Raw genomic sequence first — 24,208 nt, forward strand, 5'->3', positions numbered from 1 at the left:
ACATACAAAGATACCAATGAAATTTGCCACAATACAACTCCAAAACACAGTGTATAAGCGTCAACGACACCGAATTTTTCGGCGAGTTTTTTTCTTTCACAGCACAATGTATAGAGCATCTCTCATAAGTCTCACACTTCTCCTTTCTGCTTGTCATACGGCTCTCTCCCCCAATAATATGCTTTCTTCCGATTCTTCTGGAACAATAAAACGTGCCAGCAAAGACAATATCTATGTCACATTAAGCGCTCTACAACACCCACGTATTTTACAAAAATATGGAGGAGCCTATCATGATGCAAAACTTGAACGGCTTTTGGCAAAGATTGTGCACAAACTTGCTGCCGCATCACAAAAAAAATCTCAGCAAAACTATTCTGTGACAATCTTAAACTCAGAGAGTGTTAATGCATTTGCTCTTCCCAATGGCTCTATTTACATCACCCGTGGCATGATTGCCTTAGCCAATGATTCTTCAGAACTTGCAGCAATCTTAGCCCATGAAATAGCCCATATTACTGCCAAACACGGCATTTTGCGCCTACAAAAGGAAGCCGAATTAAAAGCGCCTCCCCCCTCCTCAAACCTTCTCTCTCATGAGAAGGGCGACCTTCACAATCCCATAAACAACAAGCAACAACTCGCACAATTTTCACGCAATCAAGAACTAGAAGCCGATTCCATTGCCCTAGAAATGCTTCAACAAGCAGGATATGACCCGTTTGCCTCTCTACGCTTTCTCCAATCGATGGAAGCCTATAGTGTTTTTCGTAATCTTTTGAATAAAAAAAATACTGCCTCAGACTTTCTAGCACACCATCCAACCACTCCGCAACGCATTCGCCTTGCAACAAAAAAAGCACGTAACATCAGTATAGGATACAAAGGAAACACGGATCGTGATTCTTTTCTCAAAAGCATTGATGGCATGATTTTTGGTGGAAGCCCTCAAACAGGTTTTGTGCGCGCCAACCACTTTATTCACCCGCAATTGCGTATCACGTTTTCCGTTCCCCACAACTTCACCATAGAAAATTCAGCACATACTGTTTGGGCCAGTGGACCAGATAATGTTGCCATTCGTTTTGATGCCCTACCACGCCCTTTTGCTCTCTCTGCAAGTGATTATTTAAAAAGCGGATGGCTTGTGGGATTAGACGAATCATCTATCCAAGCCATCACCCTTCATGGTCTTTCTGGAGCGCAGGCCCGAGCAACCAATAAGCAATGGCAATTTGATGTAGTTGTCATTTTGTTCAAAAACCACGTTTTTCGTTTTTTGACCGCCGCCCCACATGATTCTCAAAATTTGGCGGAGATCACCACAAAAATGATACAAAGCTTTCACCCTCTCTCATCCTCTCAATTTAAGAAGCTAAAACCTTTGAGAATCCGTGTTGTGCGGGTCAAGCAGGGAGAGAATGTTGCAAGCCTTGCCGATCAAATGCAAACAACAACGCATAAAGAAGCACTTTTTCGTATTCTCAATGCACTCTCACCCACTCAAACTTTACGCGTAGGCACAGAAGTGAAAGTGATCACAGAATAAGGAAATTTTTATTATTTTTGTAGTTTTTCTTCATCCTCTTTTCCTTAAACTCTGAAGCATTCCATGTGCGCATCCCATTGACCTTTTCCATCAACCATGCTCTTCTGCATTTATCCACCAGCACTGGTGAATCTTCCTCTCCATGCTTGTCCAATACTTATATTTCATAAGCATCTGCAGAATGAACGGTCAGGAGAGCAGAACGCAATTTTTGCAAAGCCCGCGCTTCAATTTGGCGCACCCGCTCTTTGGAGATTCCTAACTTTTCACCCAAAACTTCAAGAGTTGCGCCCTCTTCATTCAAACGACGAAAACGAATAATTTCCAACTCTCGTTCATTAAGAATTTGCAGCGCATCATAAAGCCATTGTGTCCGCCGTTGACCATCAATTGTTTGTTCAATCAAAGCATCAGGGAGAGGATTTTCATCGACCAGCACATCCATTTTTGCAACGGGATTATCGCTGTTTTCAGAAATAGAAACACTTAAAGAATTATCAGAACTGGAAAAACGAAAATCCATTGTTTCCACATCACGGACGGAGACACCAAGCTTTTCAGCGATTGTGCGAAAGATATCCTGTTTTGAAAGAGCGCTATCATCTTGCACCAATTTTGCGCGCAAGCGGCGAAGATTAAAGAACAGTGCTTTTTGCGAAGAACTGGTTCCTCCTCGAACGATAGACCAATTTCGTAAAATATAATCTTGAATAGAAGCACGAATCCACCATGTTGCATAAGTTGAAAAACGCACTTCCCGATCAGGTTCGAAACGCGCAGCAGCTTCCAACAGCCCCACATAACCTTCTTGTACCAGATCCCCCAACGGCATTTTGAAACGTTTAAAACGGTTAGCAATCGCAATCACCAAGCGCATATGCGCTGCTGCAATTTGATGCATAGCTTCATCATCGCGTTTATCTTTCCACCTTAGAGCCAAGTCATGCTCTTTTTGTCGTTCAAGATAAGGCGCTTGCATAGCAGAACGCATCATATCACGTCCTAAACTTTTATCTGCATCGCTATAATTTTTGCTGCCTTTATAAACAGCATTTGAAAGATTACCCATAATAACCCCTTGCGATTAAAATTATCAAAATTGATTTGGTCACGACACCACTGTTCTTCTCAAGAAAGAACTTAAAAGTTGTTTTGTTTTAACAACGCTACTTTAACGTGTATTTTTATAATCGCAATTGTTTTTTTATAAGAATTGTAAAACTTCTCATCACAAGACACAGTTTTGCCTATAAAACGGCGATATAATATATGGTTCTTAACGGCAAAAAATATGCGAAAAAGCTTTCTTTTCATATTTTGGTGACAGAACAGAAAAAAATTAAAAGATCAGAGAAAATAAATGCTGTTTTGTTTAATAATTTACTTAACTATCCTTTTAACTGAAGATCTTATTTTACGCTTTCAGCTTTACAGCACAACCAATACGTGCAATGTATTTCTATAAAGCATGCAAGATAAATAAAAAAGAAAATATCCAAATAAAGGAACAAAAAGAAGTATCAAAAAGCAACAAGAATGATTGAAGCAAATGCAATAAACGTGTTAAAGGAGCGACACAATGATAGAATTATCAAGAATAAGCTTTTTATCAGCCTAGCACTGAGAAAGAAAGAATCATGGATAGCAAGATTATTCAACAGAATAACATTTTTCAAGATGATATTCTTATTGAAAAACACGGCAGTGGTAAATTTGAAGGTTTTCGTTTTTATGCCAACAAAACCAAGAGTGATCAAGCAACTGATGGGCAAAACGCGATAGAAAATGAAAATTTGATTCTTGCTTTTTCCAAACGTGCGATGCGTTTTTCTGCTTGTGCGAATAAAGACTTTACACTTAGTTCTGATGGTCTTGTGCGTTGGATTGGTCAACCTGTAGGTCAACTTGTTGGGGGAGAAGATTTTTTTAAACCCAAGTTGATCATTTTAGCTGATACACAATTAACAGGAGAAGCGCGTGAGAGTGTTGTGAAACGCTTGGAGCGTTTTGTAACTTTTTATTTTGACACAGCTCTACAACCTTTGTTTGACCTACGCAATGCTGATAGTTTGACGGATTCAACAAGCAGTCTTGCCTTAAAACTTGTTGATTCTTTAGGGATTTTACGGCGTCGAGAAGTTACCGAAATGGTCAAAAATCTTGATCAAGAATCACGTTCTGTCCTACGGCGTCTAGGTGTACGTTTTGGTGCGTTCCATATCTATATTGCAGGAATGCTTAAGCCAGCACCAGTCCAAGCCATTACCCTGCTCTGGAATCTTCACAATGAGGGTCGTGACCAAACGGGTTTGGGAGAGATTTTTGCAGCGTTATCTGCTGGGCGGACTTCATTGGTTGTTGATTCTACTTATAACCGGCAATTTTATCAGTTAGCTGGTTACCGCATTTTAGGGCAACGTGCTGTACGCATTGATATTTTAGAACGCCTAGCAAATCTGATCCGTCCTGCACTTCATTGGAAACAAGGCAACACTCCTAAACCTGAGGGTGCTTATGATGGTAAAAGCTTTTTTGTTACATCGGAAATGATGTCGATTCTTGGAGCCAATGGAACCGATATGGAAGAAATTCTCAAAGGGCTTGGCTATCAATCGCATACCATAAGCAGTGCTGTTTTTGAACAACATCTCCTTGCCGACAAAGCCTCTTCTCATAACTTTCAGACAGTAACACATGTTCCTGATGTTCCTGCGGCAGAATGCGTTGGCGATCTATGGCAAACAATGCCTATTTTAGACACGGTCCAAGAAGAAAAAAGCGTTATATCCACCCATGTTGACAAACCACACAATAGCATCAATCATTTACCAGAAGCGGAACTTGTTGGCGACTTTGCCAAGCAAAAACGCGCACTAACAGAAGATAAAGTTATTTTACTATGGCGCTATAATTATCAATTCCACCATCACGCCCACAAAAAGCGTGATAAATCAGAACATAAGTGGCAAAATAAAGCGAAAAAAGCTTTTAAAAAAGAGGTAAGCACAGAAGAGAATAGCCCTCAAGACAGCACATCACACACAAAACATTCTTATAAATCTCACAAACCCCATAGCAAACGCGCGAATCATAAACCCCTAAAAAAAGAAAAACAGTCTAATTCAGATTCACCTTTTGCAAAATTAGCGGCACTTCGTGATCAACTCAAAAATAATAAAGACACAGTTTCCTCCAAAGATCACTAAAATAAAAAATGGAGTTCGATCTTGGCCCACGTAGTAACCGACAACTGCATTCACTGTAAATACACAGATTGCGTTGAAGTTTGCCCTGTTGATTGTTTTTATGAAGGTGAAAATATGCTTGTCATTCACCCTGATGAATGCATCGACTGTGGTGTTTGTGTGCCAGAATGCCCAGCAGAAGCTATTGTACCTGATACAGAACCAGGATTAGAAAAGTGGTTAGAGCTTAATCTTCTTTATGCAAGCAAATGGCCTAATTTAACCACACGCAAAGATCCTCTTCCCCAAGCAAAAGAGATGGATGGCGTTCCAAACAAATTAGAAAAATATTTTTCAGAAAATCCAGGAAGCGGCGACGAATAACGCTACAGAATATACTGGCAAAAGAATGTCCCTAAAATCATGAAAGCTGATACACCAGCCTAAAAAGTGGTGAGAACTTCAATCTCCATTACGTGAACAAATATCCTCATAAAACCATCCCAAAAGCCCATTTTTCTCAAGCAAAAGAAATAGATAGCATCCCAAATAAATAAGAAAAGTATTCTTCAAAAAAATTCAGAAAGCAGCGAATAATAACGACACAACATCCATGATACGCCTTCAAAAATGAAGAGCATTTTCTTGTAAAAATAAAAATTCTTAAGCGAAATGATTGATTCTTTTGAATTTTGATGTTAGTGTTATTTTAACATGATCATCTTTCTAAGTATTTTTCTTTGCTTTAATTTGTAAAGCAATGTATTTTTTGTTGGATTTAAAAGTACTCAACTTTTATGCTCATTCAATTAGTGTAATATACTTGGTTAAGAATACTCAACCCTCAGGTTTATAGCCTGTTTTCCGATACATTTGTTGGTCATAAAGGGAGTAAACGAAAATATGGCATCCCAACACGGAACGTCCTCCAGCTATAAAGGATTCGCAACCTCTGAATATATCGTATACCCTACCCACGGAGTGGGACAGATTATAGCAATTGAAGATCAAGAAGTCGCAGGACATAAATTAAAGCTTTTTGTCATTCATTTTGCAAAAGATAAAATGGACGTTAAAGTGCCTATCGCTAAAGCTCTTTCCGTTGGCATGCGCAAATTATCTGCTGTTGATTCTGTTGAACGCGCATTAAAAATCCTTCACGGAAAAGCACGTGTTAAACGCACTATGTGGTCACGTCGTGCTCAAGAATATGATGCTAAAATTAATTCGGGAGATCTCATTTGTATTGCTGAAGTCGTACGTGATCTTTTTCGCTCTAATCTGCAACCCGAACAATCTTATTCTGAGCGTCAACTTTATACCGCAGCACTTGAAAGAATGGCCCGTGAAATCGCGGTGATTAATAGTCTTTCTGAAACAGAGGCTATCAATCTCATAGAAATGCATCTCTCCAACAAACCAAAACGCGACTTTAAAGCGACAAGAGAAGAAGCAAACACAAGTGATGAAGCTGTTTATGCTGCGTAATAAAAATAGACTTATAAAATAAAACCAGCGAAATGCTGGTTTTATTTTTTTATCATCACTCTTTCCATAATAAAAAGCCTTTGGTAGAAAATTTGCCAAATGCCTCTGCCTCGTGATATCCTGCTAAAGTGGACACGACATAAATGTTTTTGCGGTTTTATATCTCAAAAAATTGCTATTTTACTCTTTTCCAAGTTCTTTTTATTTCCCCACAAGTTCTTTTTATTCTTATGTTACATCTCGCTTAAAGAAAATGATTCGCTAAAAATCTTATCTCATCAAAAGCAGTAAGGAGTTCTTTTTCTGCATTCACGAGCAGACATCACAAGAACGCATATCAAGACGTTTCCGTTATCTCTCAAAAGAACAAGAAAGCCTTAATATTTTATATCAGGAGAAAGTTTTGGTTTTCATCTTCTCCATGAAGAGAATAACCAAAAGGCGTAAAGCCCCCTATACACAGTCACCTGTGTATAGGGGGCTTATTTAATATAAAGATAAAACTCTCAATCTTTGGGCGGCAAAACGACACGTCCGCGATACATCCCTGTTTTCAAATCGATATGGTGAGGACGACGCAGTTCACCAGAATTTTTATCCTCGATATAAGTCGGCGCCTTTAAGGCGTCAGCCGAACGGCGCATACCCCGCTTTGATGGAGAGGTTTTTCGTTTAGGTACAGCCATAAAGAGACACTCCAAATCCATTAAAATAAAACAGGCAGTATCAAAAATGATACAGCCTTTATCAAAATAAGAAAACTTTGCGTCCTTATACACTGATAAGAAAGAAGAGGCAATGTCAAAAATAATAATACTATGAGTAAAAATAAGAGTTTTCTACACCCATGCAAACTTTTTAATGAGACTTTCATTGAATTTTTGTTTAGCTTTAGCGGGAACTCTCACATATAATGAACATAAGCACCAAAAGACCAATGAATTTTTTAAGAAACACTTAAAGCAAATTGAAGAAAACAAGAAAAACAACAATCTCTCTGTTACAAATTCCAAGATTTCATTTTGCAAAAGTATAAGGAAGCAAGAATGCACGAATTTACCACCCTTCTTGCAAAGCATGGGCACAGCGTTGAAAAGCGACTTGATGCACTGCTGAGTGATCAAGTTGAAAAGGGTGAAATTGCGCGTCCTGATATTTTGATCAAAGCCATGCGTCACGGTGTATTGAATGGTGGCAAACGCCTGCGCCCTTTTCTTGTGTTTGAAAGCAGTGCCCTTTTTGATATCCCTGTTGAACATGCTATTGATATTGCCTGTGCCTTAGAGTGTGTTCACTGTTATTCACTCATACATGATGATCTCCCAGCCATGGATAACGACATACTTCGACGCGGAAAACCCACCGTCCACGTGGCATTTGATGAAGCAACAGCGATTCTTGCCGGCAACGCCCTCTTAACATTTGCTTTTGAAATCATTGCTAACAAAGCCCATGCGCTTTCTTTTGATACGAGAATAAAACTTATCACAGCACTTGCACAAGCATCAGGATTTGCTGGTATGATAGGCGGTCAAATGCTTGACATTGAAGCGGAAAAAAAATCGCGAGAAAGCACCAACATTCTCACTCTGCAACATATGAAAACCGCTGCGCTTATAAGTTTTGCTTGTCAAGCAGGAGCAATTATCGCGCACGCTTCCAAAGAATTAACGGAAAAACTTGCTACTTTTGGAACATATCTTGGCTTAGCTTTTCAATTAACAGATGATCTTCTTGATGTGACTGCCAACAGCGAAGTTTTAGGCAAAACCGCTGGTAAAGATGAAAATGCGCAAAAAGCCACGTTTGTTCGTTTTTATGGCATTGAAGAAACACAAAAAAAACGAGACGAATTCATTATCAAAGCAGAAGCCCTTTTACGCCCTTTTGGCAGCAAAGCAAAACCGCTCCAACAAGCTGCACGCTTTAGTATAACACGCAAAAACTAATAGTTTCATCCACCCTGCCCCATACAAAGAAGAAGAAACAACGCAAAAAGAGAATCACTGTGTGCTAAAACAAAACCGCTTCAACAAAGCGTATTCTTTAGGGCAGCAGGCAACAATGAAAGCGCGCCACCACACGGGAAACAGCACAGACAACAAGATACAAAAAGCTTTTCTTTATTTCAGTTTATGGAACAATTAAACTTGTCCAAAGCGGGTATGAATATAATCACTCAAAAGTGTTTCAAATTCTTCGGCAATGTGGTTTCCACGTAAAGTCTTTACTTTCTGTCCTTCAATAAAGACAGGTGCTGCGGGACTTTCGCCCACTCCGGGCAACGAGATACCAATATCAGCATGTTTTGATTCTCCCGGTCCATTGACGATACAGCCCATCACGGCAACCTTTAAACTTTCAACACCAGGGTATTTTTCACGCCAGACAGGCATATTTTTGTGTAAGTTTGCTTCAATTTTTTGTGCCAATTCTTGAAACACTGTCGAAGTTGTGCGCCCACACCCAGGACAAGCCGCCACAACGGGCAAAAATTGTCGAAATCCCATGACTTGTAGCAGCTCTTGCCCCACTTTTACTTCTCTTGTCCGATCTCCACCGGGTTCAGGCGTTAAAGAAATACGGATAGTATCACCAATTCCTTGCTGTAACAAAATGCCCATAGCGACAGAAGAAGCAACCACCCCCTTTGTTCCCATTCCTGCTTCTGTTAATCCCAAATGAAGCGCATAATCACAACGTTCTGCCAAATTACTGTAGACAGCAATAAGATCTTGGACATCACTGACTTTAGCAGACAGAATAATTTTATCCCGCCCCAAGCCAAGTTCTTCAGCAAAATCAGCCGAGAGCAGAGCCGACTGAACAATGGTTTCCCGCATAACTTCAGCAACAGATAAGGGTTTCTCCTGCTTTGCATTTTCATCCATAAGCCGCGTCAACAAGGCATTATCAAGGGATCCCCAATTCACCCCAATGCGAATGGCCTTATCGTATCGACAAGCAATCTCAATAATTTCTGCAAACTGGCGATCTTTTTTTGCACCAAACCCGACATTTCCAGGATTAATCCGATATTTTGCAAGAGCCTCTGCACAGGCAGGATGATCTGATAAAAGTTTATGGCCAATATAATGAAAATCCCCCACCAATGGCACAAAAAAGCCTAATTTTTCCAACCTCTCGCGTATTCTTGGTACAGCAGCAGCAGCTTCATCACGATCCACGGTGATTCGCACCAATTGCGAACCGGCTTGCCAAAGAGCAGCAGTTTGCGCAACGGTTGCATCCACATCAGCAGTATCTGTATTGGTCATCGACTGAACAACGATGGGGTTATCACCACCAACCATCACACCGCCCACCGCAACACCAACAGATCGACGACGTTCAAGAGGTTTAGATAAAAAATATGTCGTGTTCATCAAGTCCTCAAATTTTCAAAAGCGAACGCTTACCAACCATCTTTTATATTGTCTTTCTCCACACTCTCAAAAGACGAAACCTCCCATAAGCCATCAACCTGCTTACAGATTGGTCTCCCTCAAATAGTTCCCCTCTGCTACCACTCATGTAATTTATTTCGCAGGTGTCATTCACTTCATAGAATGATGAGACAAGTTTTGCCTTAAATATTCTGTTCAATTTTACACCTGGTTTATCCAAAAGAAAACTGAAATCAGCAAAAAGACGCAGCCATCTTTTATCTGCTTATACGAATACCTTAAATGCTCTATTTTACAGCATCACAGAGAATGTCTGCCACAATAGAATGTTAAAAAAAAGGCACCACTCCACTCACCCAAAATCCTCTGGCTCTGGCATCCTTTTAGAACAAAATTTTAGCACAAATTGGTACTTTAAAAAAATTCATTCGTTAGAGCTAAGTAAAAAAAATCAAAGCAAGGGCCCTTTCTTTTTCATATCACCAACCAAGAGCACCAATGCAACCTTTCAATTTTTAAGCCGTTATAGCCAAGCCCCAAATACAATTCCAATTTTCGTAAAACAGTATAATACATGAAGGAGTCAACAAATGTGTCTATTTTCAACCCACACTAAAAATGCTAAAATTAAAAAACGCATTGCACAATTAAAAAGTGAACTTGTCCCCGTCAACCGTTGGCATTTTCAGAGAGAGCGCTTTGAAAATATCTCTGACATGCTAGATACATGGAAACAAAAAGGCCGCCATGCGCTTTACCACCTCAACCAACATGCTAGAGAATTAAAGAAAAAAGCAAAAGACCACCCTAAAACAACCCTTGCATTAGCAGCAGGACTGGTTTTGGCGGGTTTCATGCTGGTACGCAGAAATGAAACATGACCAACCCTTTTCCTGCTTCCCCCTTTAATGCCCGCTTTAAAGTGGGCATTTTTCTATAGCTCAAAAACGACAACTTTAAGAAAAACAAAAGACCACCACCATCATCTTAAGCCCTCTCCCCACAGCTCAAAAGATGAAAACAGCTCCAAGCTGCTAATTTGATATTGACCTCCCCCCACCTCACATGACAAAGATTCTCACCCATACCGGCCTGTAAACAATCCAGCCTCACTTAGACAACTTCTACCTCTCTTGTATCGTTCACTGTACAATAAGACGCACGGTGGGCCATTTCTGCTTTGAATACGCACAACACACTCTAAAAATACTGACTGTGTAACATCTTATGATATCTATATACCACAATACCTCAAACGAGGCCGCTTTACGGCATAATAAGATAAACTGCTTTGCTAAAAATATGAGAATATACTGAATTATCATCATCAATCATTATTTTTCAATTTGAATCATCACCACAAATATAGGGGGATTCTCTGGCGCTCAATCTCCTCATATGAAATCAATAAAAATCACTTTCTTGCATGTCATAAGCAGAATGAGTGCCGGATAAAAGCTCTAAGAAAAAGAATAAATATGCTTGAATACTCTCACATACAAAAGCTATCGCAACATGGGCATCTGGGAGATAATATGATGCTACCCATAAGCATAAAGACGCTGATATGACTTTATCCCCTCATGACACTGTCGTAAAAGAGCTTTAGATAAAGTGAGAAATATTTCTTAAAAACAGCACATAAATATGCACAAGAGTATTCTGTTTTATGTAAAGAACGCGGCTCATGAAAGAAAGCAATAAACAAAAGCATGAGGCAATGCGCAACTTTCATGATTGAAAAGACACTTCTCAATCCTTTTGCAAACCACAAAGCTTGAATAAAAAACGGTGATAAAGAGAAAAGCAAGTTTACACCGTTATATCCCTTACCAATGAGGATCCTCCCTGTTTGTATAATCTCTGAAACGGGCAGACCGCCTCATTTGGGGAGGATATGAAGGTTTAAAGGTGCAAACCATTTCCCATCTTTACCATCTCCTTTTCATTCAGCTTGACGGCTTTCAAAAGTGTCTAAAGCAATATCATTTAAATGATGAAGATTACGCATTACCTCACGCTTTTGTTTATCGCATTCTTTCATGGGGGCACGCTCCTCACGTAAAACAGAACGCCACCCCGTTGCCAATTCACGGGCTTGTTTTAAAGAAACATCTCTTAAGGTACCCAAGCCCATTTCAAGGCGCCACCCGTGAAGGGTATAACGGTAAATCCATTGAACATCTCCATCTTTACGCTTATGGAGTAACAAGCTAGCACCATCATTATATTTGCCAGCACCCAATATTGCGATAGCCCTTGCATTAAGACGGTTCACAAGAGCCATTTTAGTCCTTTCTTCTATAGTTTTACCCACACACCAGCCCCGCTTCTGACCTACAAATGAATGGTTTTGATTGTTGCAAGATAAAGAGATTTAAAATGAGAAAATCTTACGTTATTCGGATCTTTAATTCAATATGAATAACGCTATATTATCATTATAAATCAATGTGTTATCCCGTTTTAGAGAATACCCAAACAGATAGCGCAAGAGACTCGCCCATTGAGCTCCATCTCACATCTCAAACCACGGTGTTTTATGCATAACTGGACAAAAGCTGTCACAACTCATAACGCACACCATCATCTCAATCTCTGTCTCAAATACGCTATAACACGAGATGTAATGTCTATTTACCAGCACCAGCAAACACTTTATAAGATATAACAACACCATAAAGCCATAAACTTTCCAACCATAACAGTGAGAGAGGTAGCAACTTTTTATAAAATACTTTGCAAAACAACAAGCAGATCCGGCGTTACATTTGCTTATTCTTACAAGTGCCCAACACCAATACCTTTCCTCAATGTATAAAGATCAAATTACAGAAAATCTGTAAACTATCGGCGCTTAGAACAGATTACCTCTCGTCATGCCTGATATAATTTCTCCCCAAAATGAGCAAGCCAATCTTGCTTTGAATTTTTCATTCAACATGACATTTTCACACTGTATCGATACAAAAGAAATTAATATCAGCAAGCAACAACATAGTTATTTTCCCTATGCATGAAGATCTCACTCTTCTAAAAAACATTCTCTTAAAGCAGCATAGATAAAAGCTTCAAGAGATGCATAATAACAAACCAAACGAAATCCTCCAAAGTGAATGCCCACTTACTATAAGAAAAAGGTATAAAAAGTAAGTTCAAAAAAACCAAAAATTTACCCTCCAGAATCAACACGCTGTGAAGTATCCACATACGTAACAACAGACATTCCAGGGATAAGCTTTTCAGCTCCCTCTTGTCCAGGATCTAACGCGATACGTACCGAAATACGTTGCGCAATTTTAATAAAGTTACCAATTGTCGTATCGGTTTTTAACAGAGAAAATTCTGACCCCGTCGCGGGTGCGAAACGGACCACACGCCCTGTTAATTTTTTATTGTCGAGAGCATCAACAGAAAAAATAACCGGTTGTCCCACACGCATCTGAGAAAGTTGCGTTTCCTTATAATTAGCAATAATCCAAATATCATCAGAAATGACCGAGACCAATTGTGCACCAGGCACAACATATTGCCCCACCCGTGCCCCAACCAAACCAATATAGCCAGTTTTAGGAGATAAAATCTTCGTATGATTCAAATTGAGCTTAGCCAATTCAACACCAACCTTTGCACTTGCCACCTCTGACTGTAAACTTTGGCGTTCAAGATCCAACTGTTTTTGCAATTGGCGTTTTGTTTCGAGTGCTGCCAACAATTGTGAAAGAGGACGAGAAACATCATGAGAGCTATCACCAAAACCGAGCTTTTTGTTTCCAGGCATAACATTGGAAAACGCCTTTGAGCGCGCCAATTCTGCCTCTGTAGCATTCACTTCTCCCTGTAAAATCTGAGCCTGCAACAAAACACTTGCAAGTTTTGCATTTTTTGAATCGAAAACAGCCTGCGCGCGTGCAAGTTGTTGACGAAACAGAGCATCATCAAGTTCAAAAAGCAACATTCCCTTCTCAACACGTTGATAATCTTGCACATAAATTCGTGCAATGACTCCTGAGACTTGTGAACTCACCAGCGTCACATCCCCCTTAACGGAAGCATTATCAGTGACTTGGATAGTACTGACAAAAGGAGGCAGCTTCCAAGCCCATAAAATCAACAAAATACCCATAATTCCTGAGAGGACTGCAACAAGCGTTGCTCTTGAGCGTAATGCTTTTATCATTTTTTGCACCTCTCTTCACCTGCATGAGACTGCTTTTCGAATGCACGAGCAGAACATAATTGTACAAATATTTTGACAAGAAAAACGGCAAATACAACCATAGCAATATAAAAATAAAGCCGGAAAACATCATCATAAGCCAAAATATTTGCTGTTAACTTAAACTTTTCAATCAATCCAGATGTACTTTGCTCATCTCCAAAAAGATGAGGAACAAAAACACCATAAGAAGGAGAAAATAAGGTGTTAGCCTCTCCTGAAATAAGAGGATCTGTCACAACAATATTTTGTGTTAATGACTCAAAATTCTTATGGGCGAAAAAAAACTGCAAACTGCCAAAAAAAGCTGACCCCATCAATCCACCAGTCACTTGCGTAAGCAGGAAAACAGCAATAAAACTCAAAACATAACGTGGTCCTCTCTCACCAGATATCACAAAGCCTCTACAAAGAGCAGGCGGTAAAAAAAGTGCATAACTAAAACTTACCAATCCTTGACTAAGCATCATATCTTGTGGACGCGTTAAGTGGTTCACATGGCTATCTAAATAAGTTCCCAGTGCCAAACAGCCTAGCGAGACAAGATAAAAATAATCCTCACGCCCGACACGTAAAAAAAACACACAAACCGCTCCCCCTAGAAGAGCGCCAAATATAATCGCAAGATACATAGGCGCCATCTCACGATTTAAGAGACCAAAAAGACTAAAGAACCCCACTGTTAAAGTGGATCGTTCTAAGAGGAAAACATGAAAGACCAATAAAATAAGCACGGATTGTACGATTTCTTTACTGAAAATCCAGCGTAAATCAATCAACGGTTTTTCTCTATTCAGTTCAATAATAATGGCGATAGTCAAAGAGGCAATAGCAAGCGCAAATGCCCAACCAATCCATGGCGCTTCATACCACCAATACAATATGCCAACAGACATAATCACCGCATTGAGTCCAAGCCCCAGTGCAATCAAACCATAACTGAGCCAATCTAATTTCTGAATCACCTTATTGCGCACAACAGGCGTTAGAGGCAGAGCATAAATACATCCCAAACTAATCAGAACCAGCCCCATTTCCATTGCTGAAAGGCTAGAAAACCCTCCACTTTCTAGCAATCCGGGTGAGATCAAACGTGATAAGGGTGCAGCGAGAGCCGCATTCATATAATTCAAACTAAGAGCAATGGTAAATTTTTTTGCTGGTGCAAAAGCCTCCATCATATAAAGCAGCGCGAGTGAAGCCATGGGCGCAGCAGCAATCCCAGCAAAAAAGCGAATGATCAGAGCAGAACGCAAATCCGTAACAAAGAGTTGCAAAACACAAACCAAAACGAAGCCAAGGATGGATAATTCAGCGAAAGCACGCAACCCAAATTGGTAGCGAATTTTGATCAACATAATGGCAACGCTTACATTTGGCGCCATATAAGCAGCGACCAACCAGGTTGTTTCGGTCAAAGTTGCATGGAAATCACCGGTAAGATGGACAATATTAGATTGAACAACATTTGCCCCCAAGCCATAAGCCCACTGCAAAATAAAAGAGGCAAAAATATAAACGAAACATTTTGGCAAAGGTCCTGCAAAAATGCGGCCTGGATGTGGGAAAGGCTTTCCTCCTTTTTTAGCAGACATAACCGTACTTTTTTTTCCGCCCATGTCGCTTTTTCCCATACAATCCTTTACGCCTCGTTCACCCCAGCTCGAGCAGTAGCCAACTGATCAAAAAACTCTTCGATTTTATCGTTTTTCTCATCATTTGTCCCTCCCTCTAAGCTTGCTCGAACTTGCAAGATCTGCTGTTCTAAGGCTTCAAAAGAGAGATGCTCTACAGCCACAACATGCTCCACCAAAAGAGAGCATCCAAGAGAAGTAATATTAGCAACGCCTCCACAAACAGCAAAGAGCTTCTCTCCTGAAGAGCTCAGAGCACGAACGCTCCCCAAGACAATACTTGCCACCAGCGGTGCATGGTGTGCCATCACCGTCAAAGCACCTGACGCTGAAGGAAGAACAACGGAGCCCACATGCTCTGAAAAGACAATTTTTTCAGGCGATACCAGTTCAAACAAAAAATGCTCTTCTCTATTGTATTCCACAACAATCTCCACGAGGCTTGCTAGAAGGACTCTTTGTCCTCTTTACACCAAGCATTCATTCCAGATTTCTTCTTATGCAGAAGCCTCTGCAATGAGACGCTTTCCTTTTTCAATGGCTTCATCAATCGAACCGACCATATAAAAAGCTGCTTCTGGCAAATCATCATAATCGCCAGCACAAAGACCCTTAAAGCCTTTAATTGTTTCTTCTAAAGGCACGAGTTTTCCGGGTGAACCCGTAAAAGCCTCTGCTACATGGAAAGGCTGCGAAAGGAACCGTTCAATTTTACGCGCCCGCCCCACCAGCAACTTATCATCTTCAGAAAGCTCATCCATTCCAAGAATCGCAATAATATCCTGTAGCGCTCTATAACGTTGCAAAATAGTTTGCACTTGACAAGCAACTGTATAATGCTCCTCACCCACAATCAATGGATCAAGCATACGCGAGAAAGAATCAAGGGGATCAACAGCTGGATAAATTCCCTTTTCTGCAATTGAACGGGAAAGAACCGTTGTTGCATCCAAATGGGCAAAAGATGTTGCGGGAGCAGGATCTGTCAAGTCATCGGCAGGAACATAAATAGCCTGCACCGAAGTAATAGAGCCTGTTTTTGTACTGGTAATACGCTCTTGCAAAGCCCCCATATCAGTTGCCAAAGTTGGCTGATATCCCACAGCAGAAGGGATACGGCCTAAAAGAGCAGACACTTCAGCCCCTGCTTGGGTAAAACGGAAGATATTATCCACGAAGAAAAGCACATCTTGTCCCTCATCGCGGAAACTTTCTGCAATGGTCAATCCTGAAAGCGCCACACGCGCACGTGCTCCTGGTGGTTCATTCATTTGCCCATAAACGAGTGCACATTTAGACCCTTCTGTTGAACCATTATTCTCTTTTGGATTCACATTCACACGGCTTTCGATCATTTCATAATAAAGATCATTTCCCTCCCGTGTACGCTCTCCCACACCAGCAAACACCGAATAGCCACCATGCGCTTTTGCGATATTGTTGATAAGCTCCATAATGAGAACGGTTTTACCAACCCCAGCACCACCAAACAAACCAATCTTACCACCTTTAGAATAAGGTGCTAACAAATCAACGACCTTAATACCCGTGACAAGAATTTCTGAAACCGTCGACTGTTCCACATATTCAGGAGCATCTTGGTGAATAGAGCGCGTTTTGCTTGTTGCAATTGGTCCCACATTATCAACGGGTTCACCAATCACATTCATAATACGCCCAAGAGTCGCTTCACCAACAGGCACACTGATCTGTGTACCCGTATCAAAGACCTTTTGACCACGGACAAGACCATCGGTGGTATCCATGGCAATTGTACGTACGGTATTTTCACCCAAATGCTGTGCAACTTCCAGTACCAACCGATTGCCTAAATTATCTGTTTCCAATGCATTCAGAATATTTGGCAATGCGCCTTCAAACTGCACATCCACAACAGCGCCAATAACCTGTTTGATCTCACCAACGGCACCTTTTGTAAGCCCTTCTTCTTTTACAGATATATTTTGAGAAGAGCGAGGCGCAGACGTAGAGGAATCCTTCACCTTCACTTGAGATTTCGAGGCGGCTTTTTTTACGCCTGAACGAGCAGCTGGTTTCTTTTTTTCAACTTTTGCTGCTTCCTTACTTGACGTCACTGCTTTTACCATCAATCTTTACCTTTTCACTTTAAAGCGCTTCAGCGCCCGCAATAATTTCGATCAACTCTGTTGTAATCTGTGCCTGACGTTGACGATTATAAGCCACCGTCAATTTATTAATCATTTCACCCGCATTGCGCGATGCATTATCCATAGCTGTCATCTTTGCGCCCATTTCGCCAGCGACATTTTCTAGCAAGGCGCGAAAGATTTGCACAGAAAGATTGCGTGGCACAAGTGCCTCCAAAAGAGAAGTCGCATCGGGCTCATAATCATAAACCGTTGACTGTACTTCTTTGCTTTTGTCTGCCTTTTCCACAAGTTCTTCTGCTTCAACAGCCCCTTTTGTAGCGCCCATAGGGATTAAAGAGAAAGCCGTTGGGCGCTGATTAATCACGGAAACGAATTCCGAATAAAACAGCGTACAGACATCAAAAGCCCCCTCATTAAATAACGTGACAATCCGCTGACTAATCATTGCAGCTTCAGTAAAACCAATCCGCTTTACAGCATGCAAATCAATATGATCAATCATCAAAGCTTTATAATCACGCGATAAAATATCCGCGCCTTTTTTCCCCACGGTTAAAATTTTAACGATTTTACCAGCAGCAAGCAAAGCCTTAATCTGTTCGCGTGCACGACGTGCGATTTGCACATTAAAAGCCCCACAAAGCCCGCGTTCAGCGGTAAAAACCACCAACAGATGGACATCATCCCGACCGGTTCCCCGCATCAGAGGTGGCGCATCGATGCCATCAACATCCCCAGCAACACTGGATAAAATAGCAGCCATCCTCTGCGCGTAAGGGCGTGCGGACCGCGCAGCTTCTTGTGCACGGTGCAACTTTGCCGCTGCAACCATCTGCATGGCTTTAGTAATTTTTTGTGTTGCCTTCACCGAGGCGATACGGTCTCTAAGATCCTTCAACGACGCCATTTAAGCATTCCATCACTTCATCACGAAAAATTCTTCGCATAAGATTTAAGAACAGTCAGCAACTTATCCTTCAACTCATCGGTAAGCTGTTTTTGCTCAGCAATTGCTTTTAAGAGATCTTGATAATCATTGCGCAAGAGTGTCAAAAGTCCCTGTTCGAATCGAGCCACATCAGAAACAGCCAACGGATCAAGATAACCATTTACCCCAGCGAAAATGACAGCAACCTGTTCTTCTGTTTTCAAAGGAGAAAATTGCGGTTGCTTCAAAAGTTCTGTCAAACGTGCACCACGATTTAAAAGACGCTGTGTTGAAGCATCCAAATCGGAACCAAACTGTGCAAAAGCCGCCATTTCACGATATTGCGCCAATTCACCTTTAATCGAACCAGCCACTTGCTTCATCGCCTTAATTTGTGCAGCAGAACCAACCCGCGATACAGAAAGCCCCACATTCACCGCAGGACGAATACCCTGATAAAACAAATTTGTTTCCAAGAAGATCTGCCCATCGGTAATGGAAATCACATTGGTAGGAATATAAGCAGACACATCATTTGCTTGTGTTTCAATGACTGGTAAAGCTGTCAAAGAGCCAGAACCATTTTCCGCATTGAGCTTTGCAGCGCGCTCTAAAAGACGTGAATGCAGATAGAAAACGTCCCCAGGATAAGCTTCACGACCTGGTGGGCGACGTAGCAAAAGAGACATTTGGCGATAAGCCACCGCTTGTTTGGAAAGATCATCATAACCGATCAAAGCATGTTGTCCATTATCGCGGAAATATTCGCCCATTGCACATCCAGCAAGAGGTGCAATAAATTGCAAGGGAGCAGGATCAGAAGCAGTAGCAGCAACGATAATAGAATATTCAAGAGCACCACGCTCTTCCAAAACTTTCACGAATTGCGCTACTGTTGAGCGTTTTTGACCAATAGCAACATAAATACAATAGACTTTATCCTGCTCGTTTCCTGAATCTTTTTCGTGGAAAGGTTTCTGGTTCAAAAAGGTGTCGAGCAAAATCGCTGTTTTTCCTGTTTGACGATCGCCGATCACCAACTCACGCTGTCCGCGTCCAATGGGAATGAGTGCATCAATAGCTTTCAGTCCAGTTGACATTGGCTCGTGGACAGACTGACGCGGAATAATTCCTGGTGCCTTCACATCCACACGACGACGCTCTGTTGCTTTAAGAGGTCCCTTACCATCGATAGGGTTTCCCAGTGCATCGACGACACGCCCCAACAGAGCTGGCCCCACGGGAACATCCACAATAGTACCCAAGCGCTTAACACTATCACCCTCACGGATATCACGATCAGAGCCAAAGATCACCACCCCGACATTATCGATTTCCAGATTGAGAGCCATACCGCGTACGCCATTTGAAAAGGCCACCATCTCACCTGCTTGGACATTATCCAAACCATAGACACGGGCGATACCATCCCCCACAGAGAGAACCCAACCAATTTCTGAAACTTCAGCCTTTTGGTCAAAGTTTCTGATTTGCTCTTTTAGAATTTTTGAAATTTCAGATGGTCTAATATCCATCAGCTGACCTCTTTTTTCAATGCAAGCTTAAGCGAAGACAATTTTGTTACCAGAGACGTATCAATTTGAGACGACCCCACACGAATGATTAATCCACCAAGAATTGTTGGATCGACATGGATGTTTAGTACAACTTTTCCCCCCGCAACACCTTCCAAAGCCTCACGCAATTGTTTTTCTTGCTGAGGGCTTAAGGGGCGAGCAGAAATAATCTGTGCCGAAATTTCTCTACGAGAGAGAGCAACACGACGCTGAAAAGCATGTAAAATACCAGACAAGGCATAAAGCCGACGATTTATTGTGATAATGTGCAAAAATTTTTCAATGATCTGGCCAGCGCTCTTATCAGCAAATTTGATGCTCTCACAAACAGAACGCATCACTTTAACTTGCTCTTTTACTGAAAAGAATGGGCTTTGCACAAAGCGTTTTAAGTCTTCATTTTTATCCAAGACAAGCAAAAACGATGCCACTGCCTTTTCAACCTTTTCAACGTTCTCGGCTTCTTGAACGAGGTCAAAAAGCGCTTGCGCGTAGCGTTGATCTACCAATGGCAGCGGTATAAGAGAAAATGAATCCGACACGAAATACCGCCTCTTTCCCTTGAGCGACTCTCTGATAATTATCAGATGATAATGGAACAGACATTCTAAATTTTAAGAATGCTCTTCTTAAAACCCAGAACAAAAAACTTTTTGGTTTCTAGCATAGACATAACCGACTCGCAACACTCCAAATTGATGCTTTCTGAAAATTTTAACGAAAATATTCAAAATATTTTTAAAAAGGATTTTTCAGAACAGGCGGGTTAGCACTCCAGCTTGCCCATACTTCTTTTTGACATTCTTTTGTTAATTTTTCAAGTCTCTTTGTTGGTGTCACAAACGAAGTGAGCGCCATAAATGAATGGTGGATGTAGAGCAACATCAAAACGATGTTCTTGAAAGTCATTTTTTGTAGAAATGGTACCGCTACCGCTACCGCTACCGCTACCGCTACCGCTACCGCTACCGCTACCGCTACCGCTACCGCTACCGCTACCGCTACCGCTACCGCTACCGCTACCGCTACCGCTACCGCTACCGCTACCGCTACCGCTACCGCTACCGCTACCGCTACCGCTACCGCTACCGCTACCGCTACCGCTACCGCTACCGAAAAAATGTGTTATTTCAAACTGATATGCAAGAAATAATAACAGATATTCACATTAAAAGAAGGAAGAAATGGGGCGTTTTTTAATCTCCTCTCTTTATCTAAAAATATCCCACCAACTCTTTTCTTTTAAAAGGCACTTTTAAAGCAAATCTCCCTGCTAGAGGGTATTGTTTTGAGAAAATACTAGTCCATGTGAGCCCAAGCCCGAACAGAACTAGGCATTTAGGTGCAGCTGCAAACATTGCACGAATAAAGCTTTGTATATCAAAAGAACGTTGCCCCAAAAAAGACAAAAGGAATAAAAGCCGAAAACGATAACGCCCCCGAATAAGAGCCAGCGGCGCTTCTACTGGTCCCATGAGAGAAATATTTTTTACCCTTAGTGCAGCTTGGCGTAACGCCTGCGCATAATGTTCTGCCGCCTAACATTTCTGAAGACACAATCAAAAAAGCAGACTGCAAAGCATTTTTAAATAAGCACACCCCCATGCCATATAATCCTCCATCTTATATGGTGTTTTTAGAGAAAACTTTGTGGATCAATATCAATCTGCACCCGAACAGAACTAGGCATTTTAGGTGCAGCTGCAAACATTGCACGAATAAAGCCTTGTATATCAAAGGAACGTTGCCCCTGTAATAAAAGCCGAAAACGATAACGTCCCCGAATAAGAGCCAGCGGCGCTTCTGCTGGTCCCATAAGAGAAATATTTTTTACCCTTGGTGCAACTTGGCGTAACGCCCGCGCATAATGTTCTGCCGCTTGACGTTTTTCTGAAGACACAATCAAAGCAGCCAGGCGCCCATAAGGTGGAAGATGATAATGCTCACGCATCGCAATCTCATGTACATAAAAATCTTCACTTTTTTGTGAAAGGAGGGCTTTTATCACCGGATGATCAGGCTGATAAGTTTGCAAAAGCCCTAAACTTTCTATTCCCATCCGCCCTGCCCTGCCAGTTACCTGAGAGAGAAGCTGGAAGGTACGCTCGCCCGCACGTAAATCGCCATTCGCAAGACCAAGATCAGCATCAATAACCCCCACGAGGGACAATCCAGGAAAATGATGTCCTTTAGCGACCAATTGTGTTCCAATAATAATGTCAACATCGCCATTCGTAATGGCTTGCAATTCGCGCCGCAACTGACCAATCCCCCCTTTAAGATCCGTTGAAAGAATCAACAACCGTGCCTGAGGAAACAGTTGTCGTGTTTCCTCGGCGATTCTTTCCACACCAGGTCCGCAAGCCACGAGATGGTCTAGTGTGCCACATTCAGGACAGGCTTCTGGAAGTGGTTGATGATATCCACAATGATGACATTTAAGCAGCCCTTGGGCACGATGCTCAACCAGCCAACTGGAACAATCGCTACAATGAAAGCGATGCCCGCAAACACGGCACAAGGTTAAAGGCGCATAACCACGACGATTGAGAAAAAGCAGCGCTTGTTCACTTTTTTCAAGTGTTTGTTTTAAAGCCGCTTCAAGAGCAAAGGAAATAAAACGCCCCTTTTGCACACCTCCTTTGCGCATATCAATGGCCCGCAATTGTGGAAGAGCGGCTGCTTGAAAGCGCGATGGCAAATGCACCTTTTGATAACGCCCCCACAAAACATTTGCCTGACTTTCAATCGAAGGTGTTGCGGAGGATAAAATAACAGGAAAATTCTCAAAAGAGCCCCGTGCCACCGCCATATCACGCGCATGATAAAAAATGCGCTCTTCTTGTTTATAAGCAGTATCATGTTCTTCATCAACCACAATCAAGCCAAGATCATGAAAGGGCAAGAAAAGTGCCGAACGCGCGCCCGCAACGACCCGCACCCGCCCTTCTGCCACCTGCCGCCACACACGTTCCCGACGACGCGGTGCCAAATCGGAATGCCATTCGGCTGCTCCGGCTCCAAAGCGAGCATGAAAGCGATCTAAGAATTGTTGTGTTAAAGCAATTTCCGGCAATAAAATGAGAACCTGCTTGCCATTGGTGAGTGCTTGGGCAACCGCTTCAAAATAAACTTCTGTTTTTCCTGATCCCGTCACGCCATCAAGCAAAAAAACTTTAAACTGAGAAGACAAAACACCGTCCCGTAAAAGACGCGCAGCTTCACTCTGTTCTTCCTCCAACTGAGGAGGACAAAAATCTGGATTGGGCGGCGCTACAAGAGCTGGTGGTGGCACCATAACCTCTTCAAAGATCCCAAGTGCTTTTAATCCTTCAACCACAGAAACAGAAGTTCCTGCTGCATGGGCAAGACCAGAACGCGTCCAGACCTCACCATCACGCACCAACTCCAAAACCCGCAGACGCGCTGGTGTTAAACGCTCTACATCTCCCCCACGATACCGCAAACCAGGCATTGGTTCTTCTGGTTCTAAAGCAGCCGGTACCCCTAAAACCAATCGTGCAACAAGCCCCAGAGGAGTCATCGTATACCGGCTCACAAACCGCAAGAATGTGATCATTTCGCCCTTCAACGGCGGGCAATCAAAAACATGAAGCAGAGAGCGTAATTTTTTACCCACCACAGATGCAGAAACTTGCCCATCTTTTGTAATCTGTTCTCCAACATCCACCACAACACCACAAACTTGGCGCCCCATCACCGGAACACGAACAAAAGAACCAACCTCACATGCCATAGAGGGTGGAACCTCATAACTGTAGGCATGCGCAACAGGAAGAGGCACCAAAACTGCAACAATTTTTCTCTCTCTCACATCTTCTGTCACATTTGGCTTCATTTTTTGTCTCAATATACAAATCTTTTATATAAACAATGTCTCTACTGCAGATCTTCTTATAAAGAATCTTTTGTTGCTCTTACCATTCCAGCTCGGCCCCCCTTTAACCACTCCACCAGCCATCACCAAATCGTAAAAAACCATAGATCCCGCAAAGAATTATGCTTCCTCCAGAGCAGATAAAATTCAAGAACAATAAGCACACCTAGCAAAAAATATCCCGAGGAAAA

The 24,208-nt window shown here is 41.8% G+C and carries 18 protein-coding genes and 2 pseudogenes; 7 read left to right on the plus strand and 13 right to left on the minus strand.

The window, feature by feature from the left end; translation table 11 throughout:
- Positions 1-16: 16 nt before the first annotated feature.
- Positions 17-1,549, plus strand: coding sequence for a M48 family metalloprotease (locus tag FS875_RS00355; RefSeq protein ID WP_144751428.1), 1,533 nt, complete (start codon positions 17-19; stop codon positions 1,547-1,549).
- A 157-nt stretch (positions 1,550-1,706) separates the two neighbouring features.
- On the opposite strand, the gene FS875_RS00360 is transcribed toward FS875_RS00355, so the two are convergent.
- Positions 1,707-2,618 carry an RNA polymerase factor sigma-32 gene (locus tag FS875_RS00360; RefSeq protein ID WP_144751431.1) on the minus strand — a complete coding sequence of 304 codons (912 nt, stop codon included), beginning with the start codon at positions 2,616-2,618 and terminating at the stop codon, positions 1,707-1,709.
- Between the two features lie 568 nt (positions 2,619-3,186).
- Between FS875_RS00360 and FS875_RS00365 the strand changes: the two genes are divergently transcribed.
- The 3 genes from FS875_RS00365 to FS875_RS00375 all read left to right on the plus strand — a co-directional run bounded on the left by FS875_RS00365 (position 3,187) and on the right by FS875_RS00375 (position 6,222).
- The gene (locus FS875_RS00365) at positions 3,187-4,755 is read left to right on the plus strand and encodes a hypothetical protein (protein WP_144751434.1); all 1,569 of its coding nucleotides are present in this window, start codon (positions 3,187-3,189) and stop codon (positions 4,753-4,755) included.
- Between the two features lie 21 nt (positions 4,756-4,776).
- Complete coding sequence (gene fdxA / locus FS875_RS00370; RefSeq protein ID WP_144751437.1) at positions 4,777-5,118, plus strand: ferredoxin FdxA; 342 nt, start codon at positions 4,777-4,779, stop codon at positions 5,116-5,118.
- Positions 5,119-5,637: 519 nt separating this feature from the next.
- Positions 5,638-6,222, plus strand: coding sequence for a CarD family transcriptional regulator (locus FS875_RS00375; protein WP_144751439.1), 585 nt, complete (start codon positions 5,638-5,640; stop codon positions 6,220-6,222).
- Positions 6,223-6,728: 506 nt separating this feature from the next.
- Here FS875_RS00375 and rpmF read toward each other — a convergent pair.
- Positions 6,729-6,908, minus strand: a complete 180-nt coding sequence (gene rpmF, locus FS875_RS00380) for a 50S ribosomal protein L32 (RefSeq protein WP_144751442.1) — start codon at positions 6,906-6,908, stop codon at positions 6,729-6,731.
- Positions 6,909-7,268: 360 nt separating this feature from the next.
- On the opposite strand from rpmF, the gene FS875_RS00385 reads away from it, so the two are divergent.
- On the plus strand, positions 7,269-8,171 hold the full coding sequence (locus FS875_RS00385; protein WP_144751445.1) for a polyprenyl synthetase family protein: 903 nt from the start codon (positions 7,269-7,271) through the stop codon (positions 8,169-8,171).
- 195 nt (positions 8,172-8,366) lie between these two features.
- Here the strand turns inward: FS875_RS00385 and ispG are convergent, their stop codons facing one another.
- Positions 8,367-9,608 carry a flavodoxin-dependent (E)-4-hydroxy-3-methylbut-2-enyl-diphosphate synthase gene (ispG, locus tag FS875_RS00390; protein WP_144751449.1) on the minus strand — a complete coding sequence of 414 codons (1,242 nt, stop codon included), beginning with the start codon at positions 9,606-9,608 and terminating at the stop codon, positions 8,367-8,369.
- 611 nt (positions 9,609-10,219) lie between these two features.
- Here ispG and FS875_RS00395 point away from each other — a divergent pair.
- A complete protein-coding gene (locus tag FS875_RS00395) occupies positions 10,220-10,510 on the plus strand; it encodes a hypothetical protein (RefSeq protein ID WP_144751452.1) in 291 nt (96 codons plus the stop codon).
- Positions 10,511-11,514: 1,004 nt separating this feature from the next.
- Here FS875_RS00395 and FS875_RS00400 read toward each other — a convergent pair.
- The 8 genes and pseudogenes from FS875_RS00400 to atpH all read right to left on the minus strand — a co-directional run.
- A pseudogene (locus FS875_RS00400) lies at positions 11,515-11,916 on the minus strand (Arm DNA-binding domain-containing protein); the annotation flags it as partial.
- 885 nt (positions 11,917-12,801) lie between these two features.
- A complete protein-coding gene (locus FS875_RS00405) occupies positions 12,802-13,809 on the minus strand; it encodes an HlyD family secretion protein (RefSeq protein WP_144751456.1) in 1,008 nt (335 codons plus the stop codon).
- Positions 13,806-15,467 (minus strand): MFS transporter, encoded by a 1,662-nt coding sequence (locus FS875_RS00410; protein WP_144751843.1) that lies wholly within the window; start codon positions 15,465-15,467, stop codon positions 13,806-13,808. Before FS875_RS00410 ends, FS875_RS00405 begins: the two co-directional genes overlap by 4 nt.
- A 23-nt stretch (positions 15,468-15,490) precedes the next feature.
- Entirely contained in the window at positions 15,491-15,907 is a 417-nt protein-coding gene (locus tag FS875_RS00415) for a F0F1 ATP synthase subunit delta/epsilon (protein ID WP_144751459.1), read from the minus strand.
- 72 nt (positions 15,908-15,979) lie between these two features.
- A complete protein-coding gene (atpD, locus tag FS875_RS00420) occupies positions 15,980-17,590 on the minus strand; it encodes a F0F1 ATP synthase subunit beta (protein ID WP_144751462.1) in 1,611 nt (536 codons plus the stop codon).
- Between the two features lie 19 nt (positions 17,591-17,609).
- Positions 17,610-18,521: a F0F1 ATP synthase subunit gamma gene (locus tag FS875_RS00425; RefSeq protein WP_144751465.1), complete on the minus strand. Its 912-nt coding sequence runs from the start codon at positions 18,519-18,521 to the stop codon at positions 17,610-17,612.
- 20 nt (positions 18,522-18,541) lie between these two features.
- On the minus strand, positions 18,542-20,077 hold the full coding sequence (atpA, locus tag FS875_RS00430; protein WP_144751468.1) for a F0F1 ATP synthase subunit alpha: 1,536 nt from the start codon (positions 20,075-20,077) through the stop codon (positions 18,542-18,544).
- A complete protein-coding gene (gene atpH / locus FS875_RS00435; protein ID WP_144751471.1) occupies positions 20,077-20,661 on the minus strand; it encodes an ATP synthase F1 subunit delta in 585 nt (194 codons plus the stop codon). The genes atpA and atpH overlap by 1 nt, the downstream gene beginning before the upstream one ends.
- 350 nt (positions 20,662-21,011) lie before the next feature.
- On the opposite strand from atpH, the gene FS875_RS00440 reads away from it, so the two are divergent.
- Positions 21,012-21,272 carry a hypothetical protein gene (locus FS875_RS00440; RefSeq protein WP_144751474.1) on the plus strand — a complete coding sequence of 87 codons (261 nt, stop codon included), beginning with the start codon at positions 21,012-21,014 and terminating at the stop codon, positions 21,270-21,272.
- Between the two features lie 146 nt (positions 21,273-21,418).
- Here the strand turns inward: FS875_RS00440 and FS875_RS00445 are convergent.
- Together FS875_RS00445 and FS875_RS00450 are read right to left on the minus strand one after the other, a co-directional pair.
- A pseudogene (locus FS875_RS00445) lies at positions 21,419-21,688 on the minus strand (primosomal protein N'); the annotation flags it as partial.
- A gap of 67 nt (positions 21,689-21,755) precedes the next feature.
- Positions 21,756-23,978, minus strand: coding sequence for a primosomal protein N' (locus FS875_RS00450; RefSeq protein WP_144751480.1), 2,223 nt, complete (start codon positions 23,976-23,978; stop codon positions 21,756-21,758).
- Between the last annotated feature and the right edge of the window lie 230 nt (positions 23,979-24,208).

The sequence above is a fragment of the Bartonella saheliensis genome, assembly GCF_902162175.1.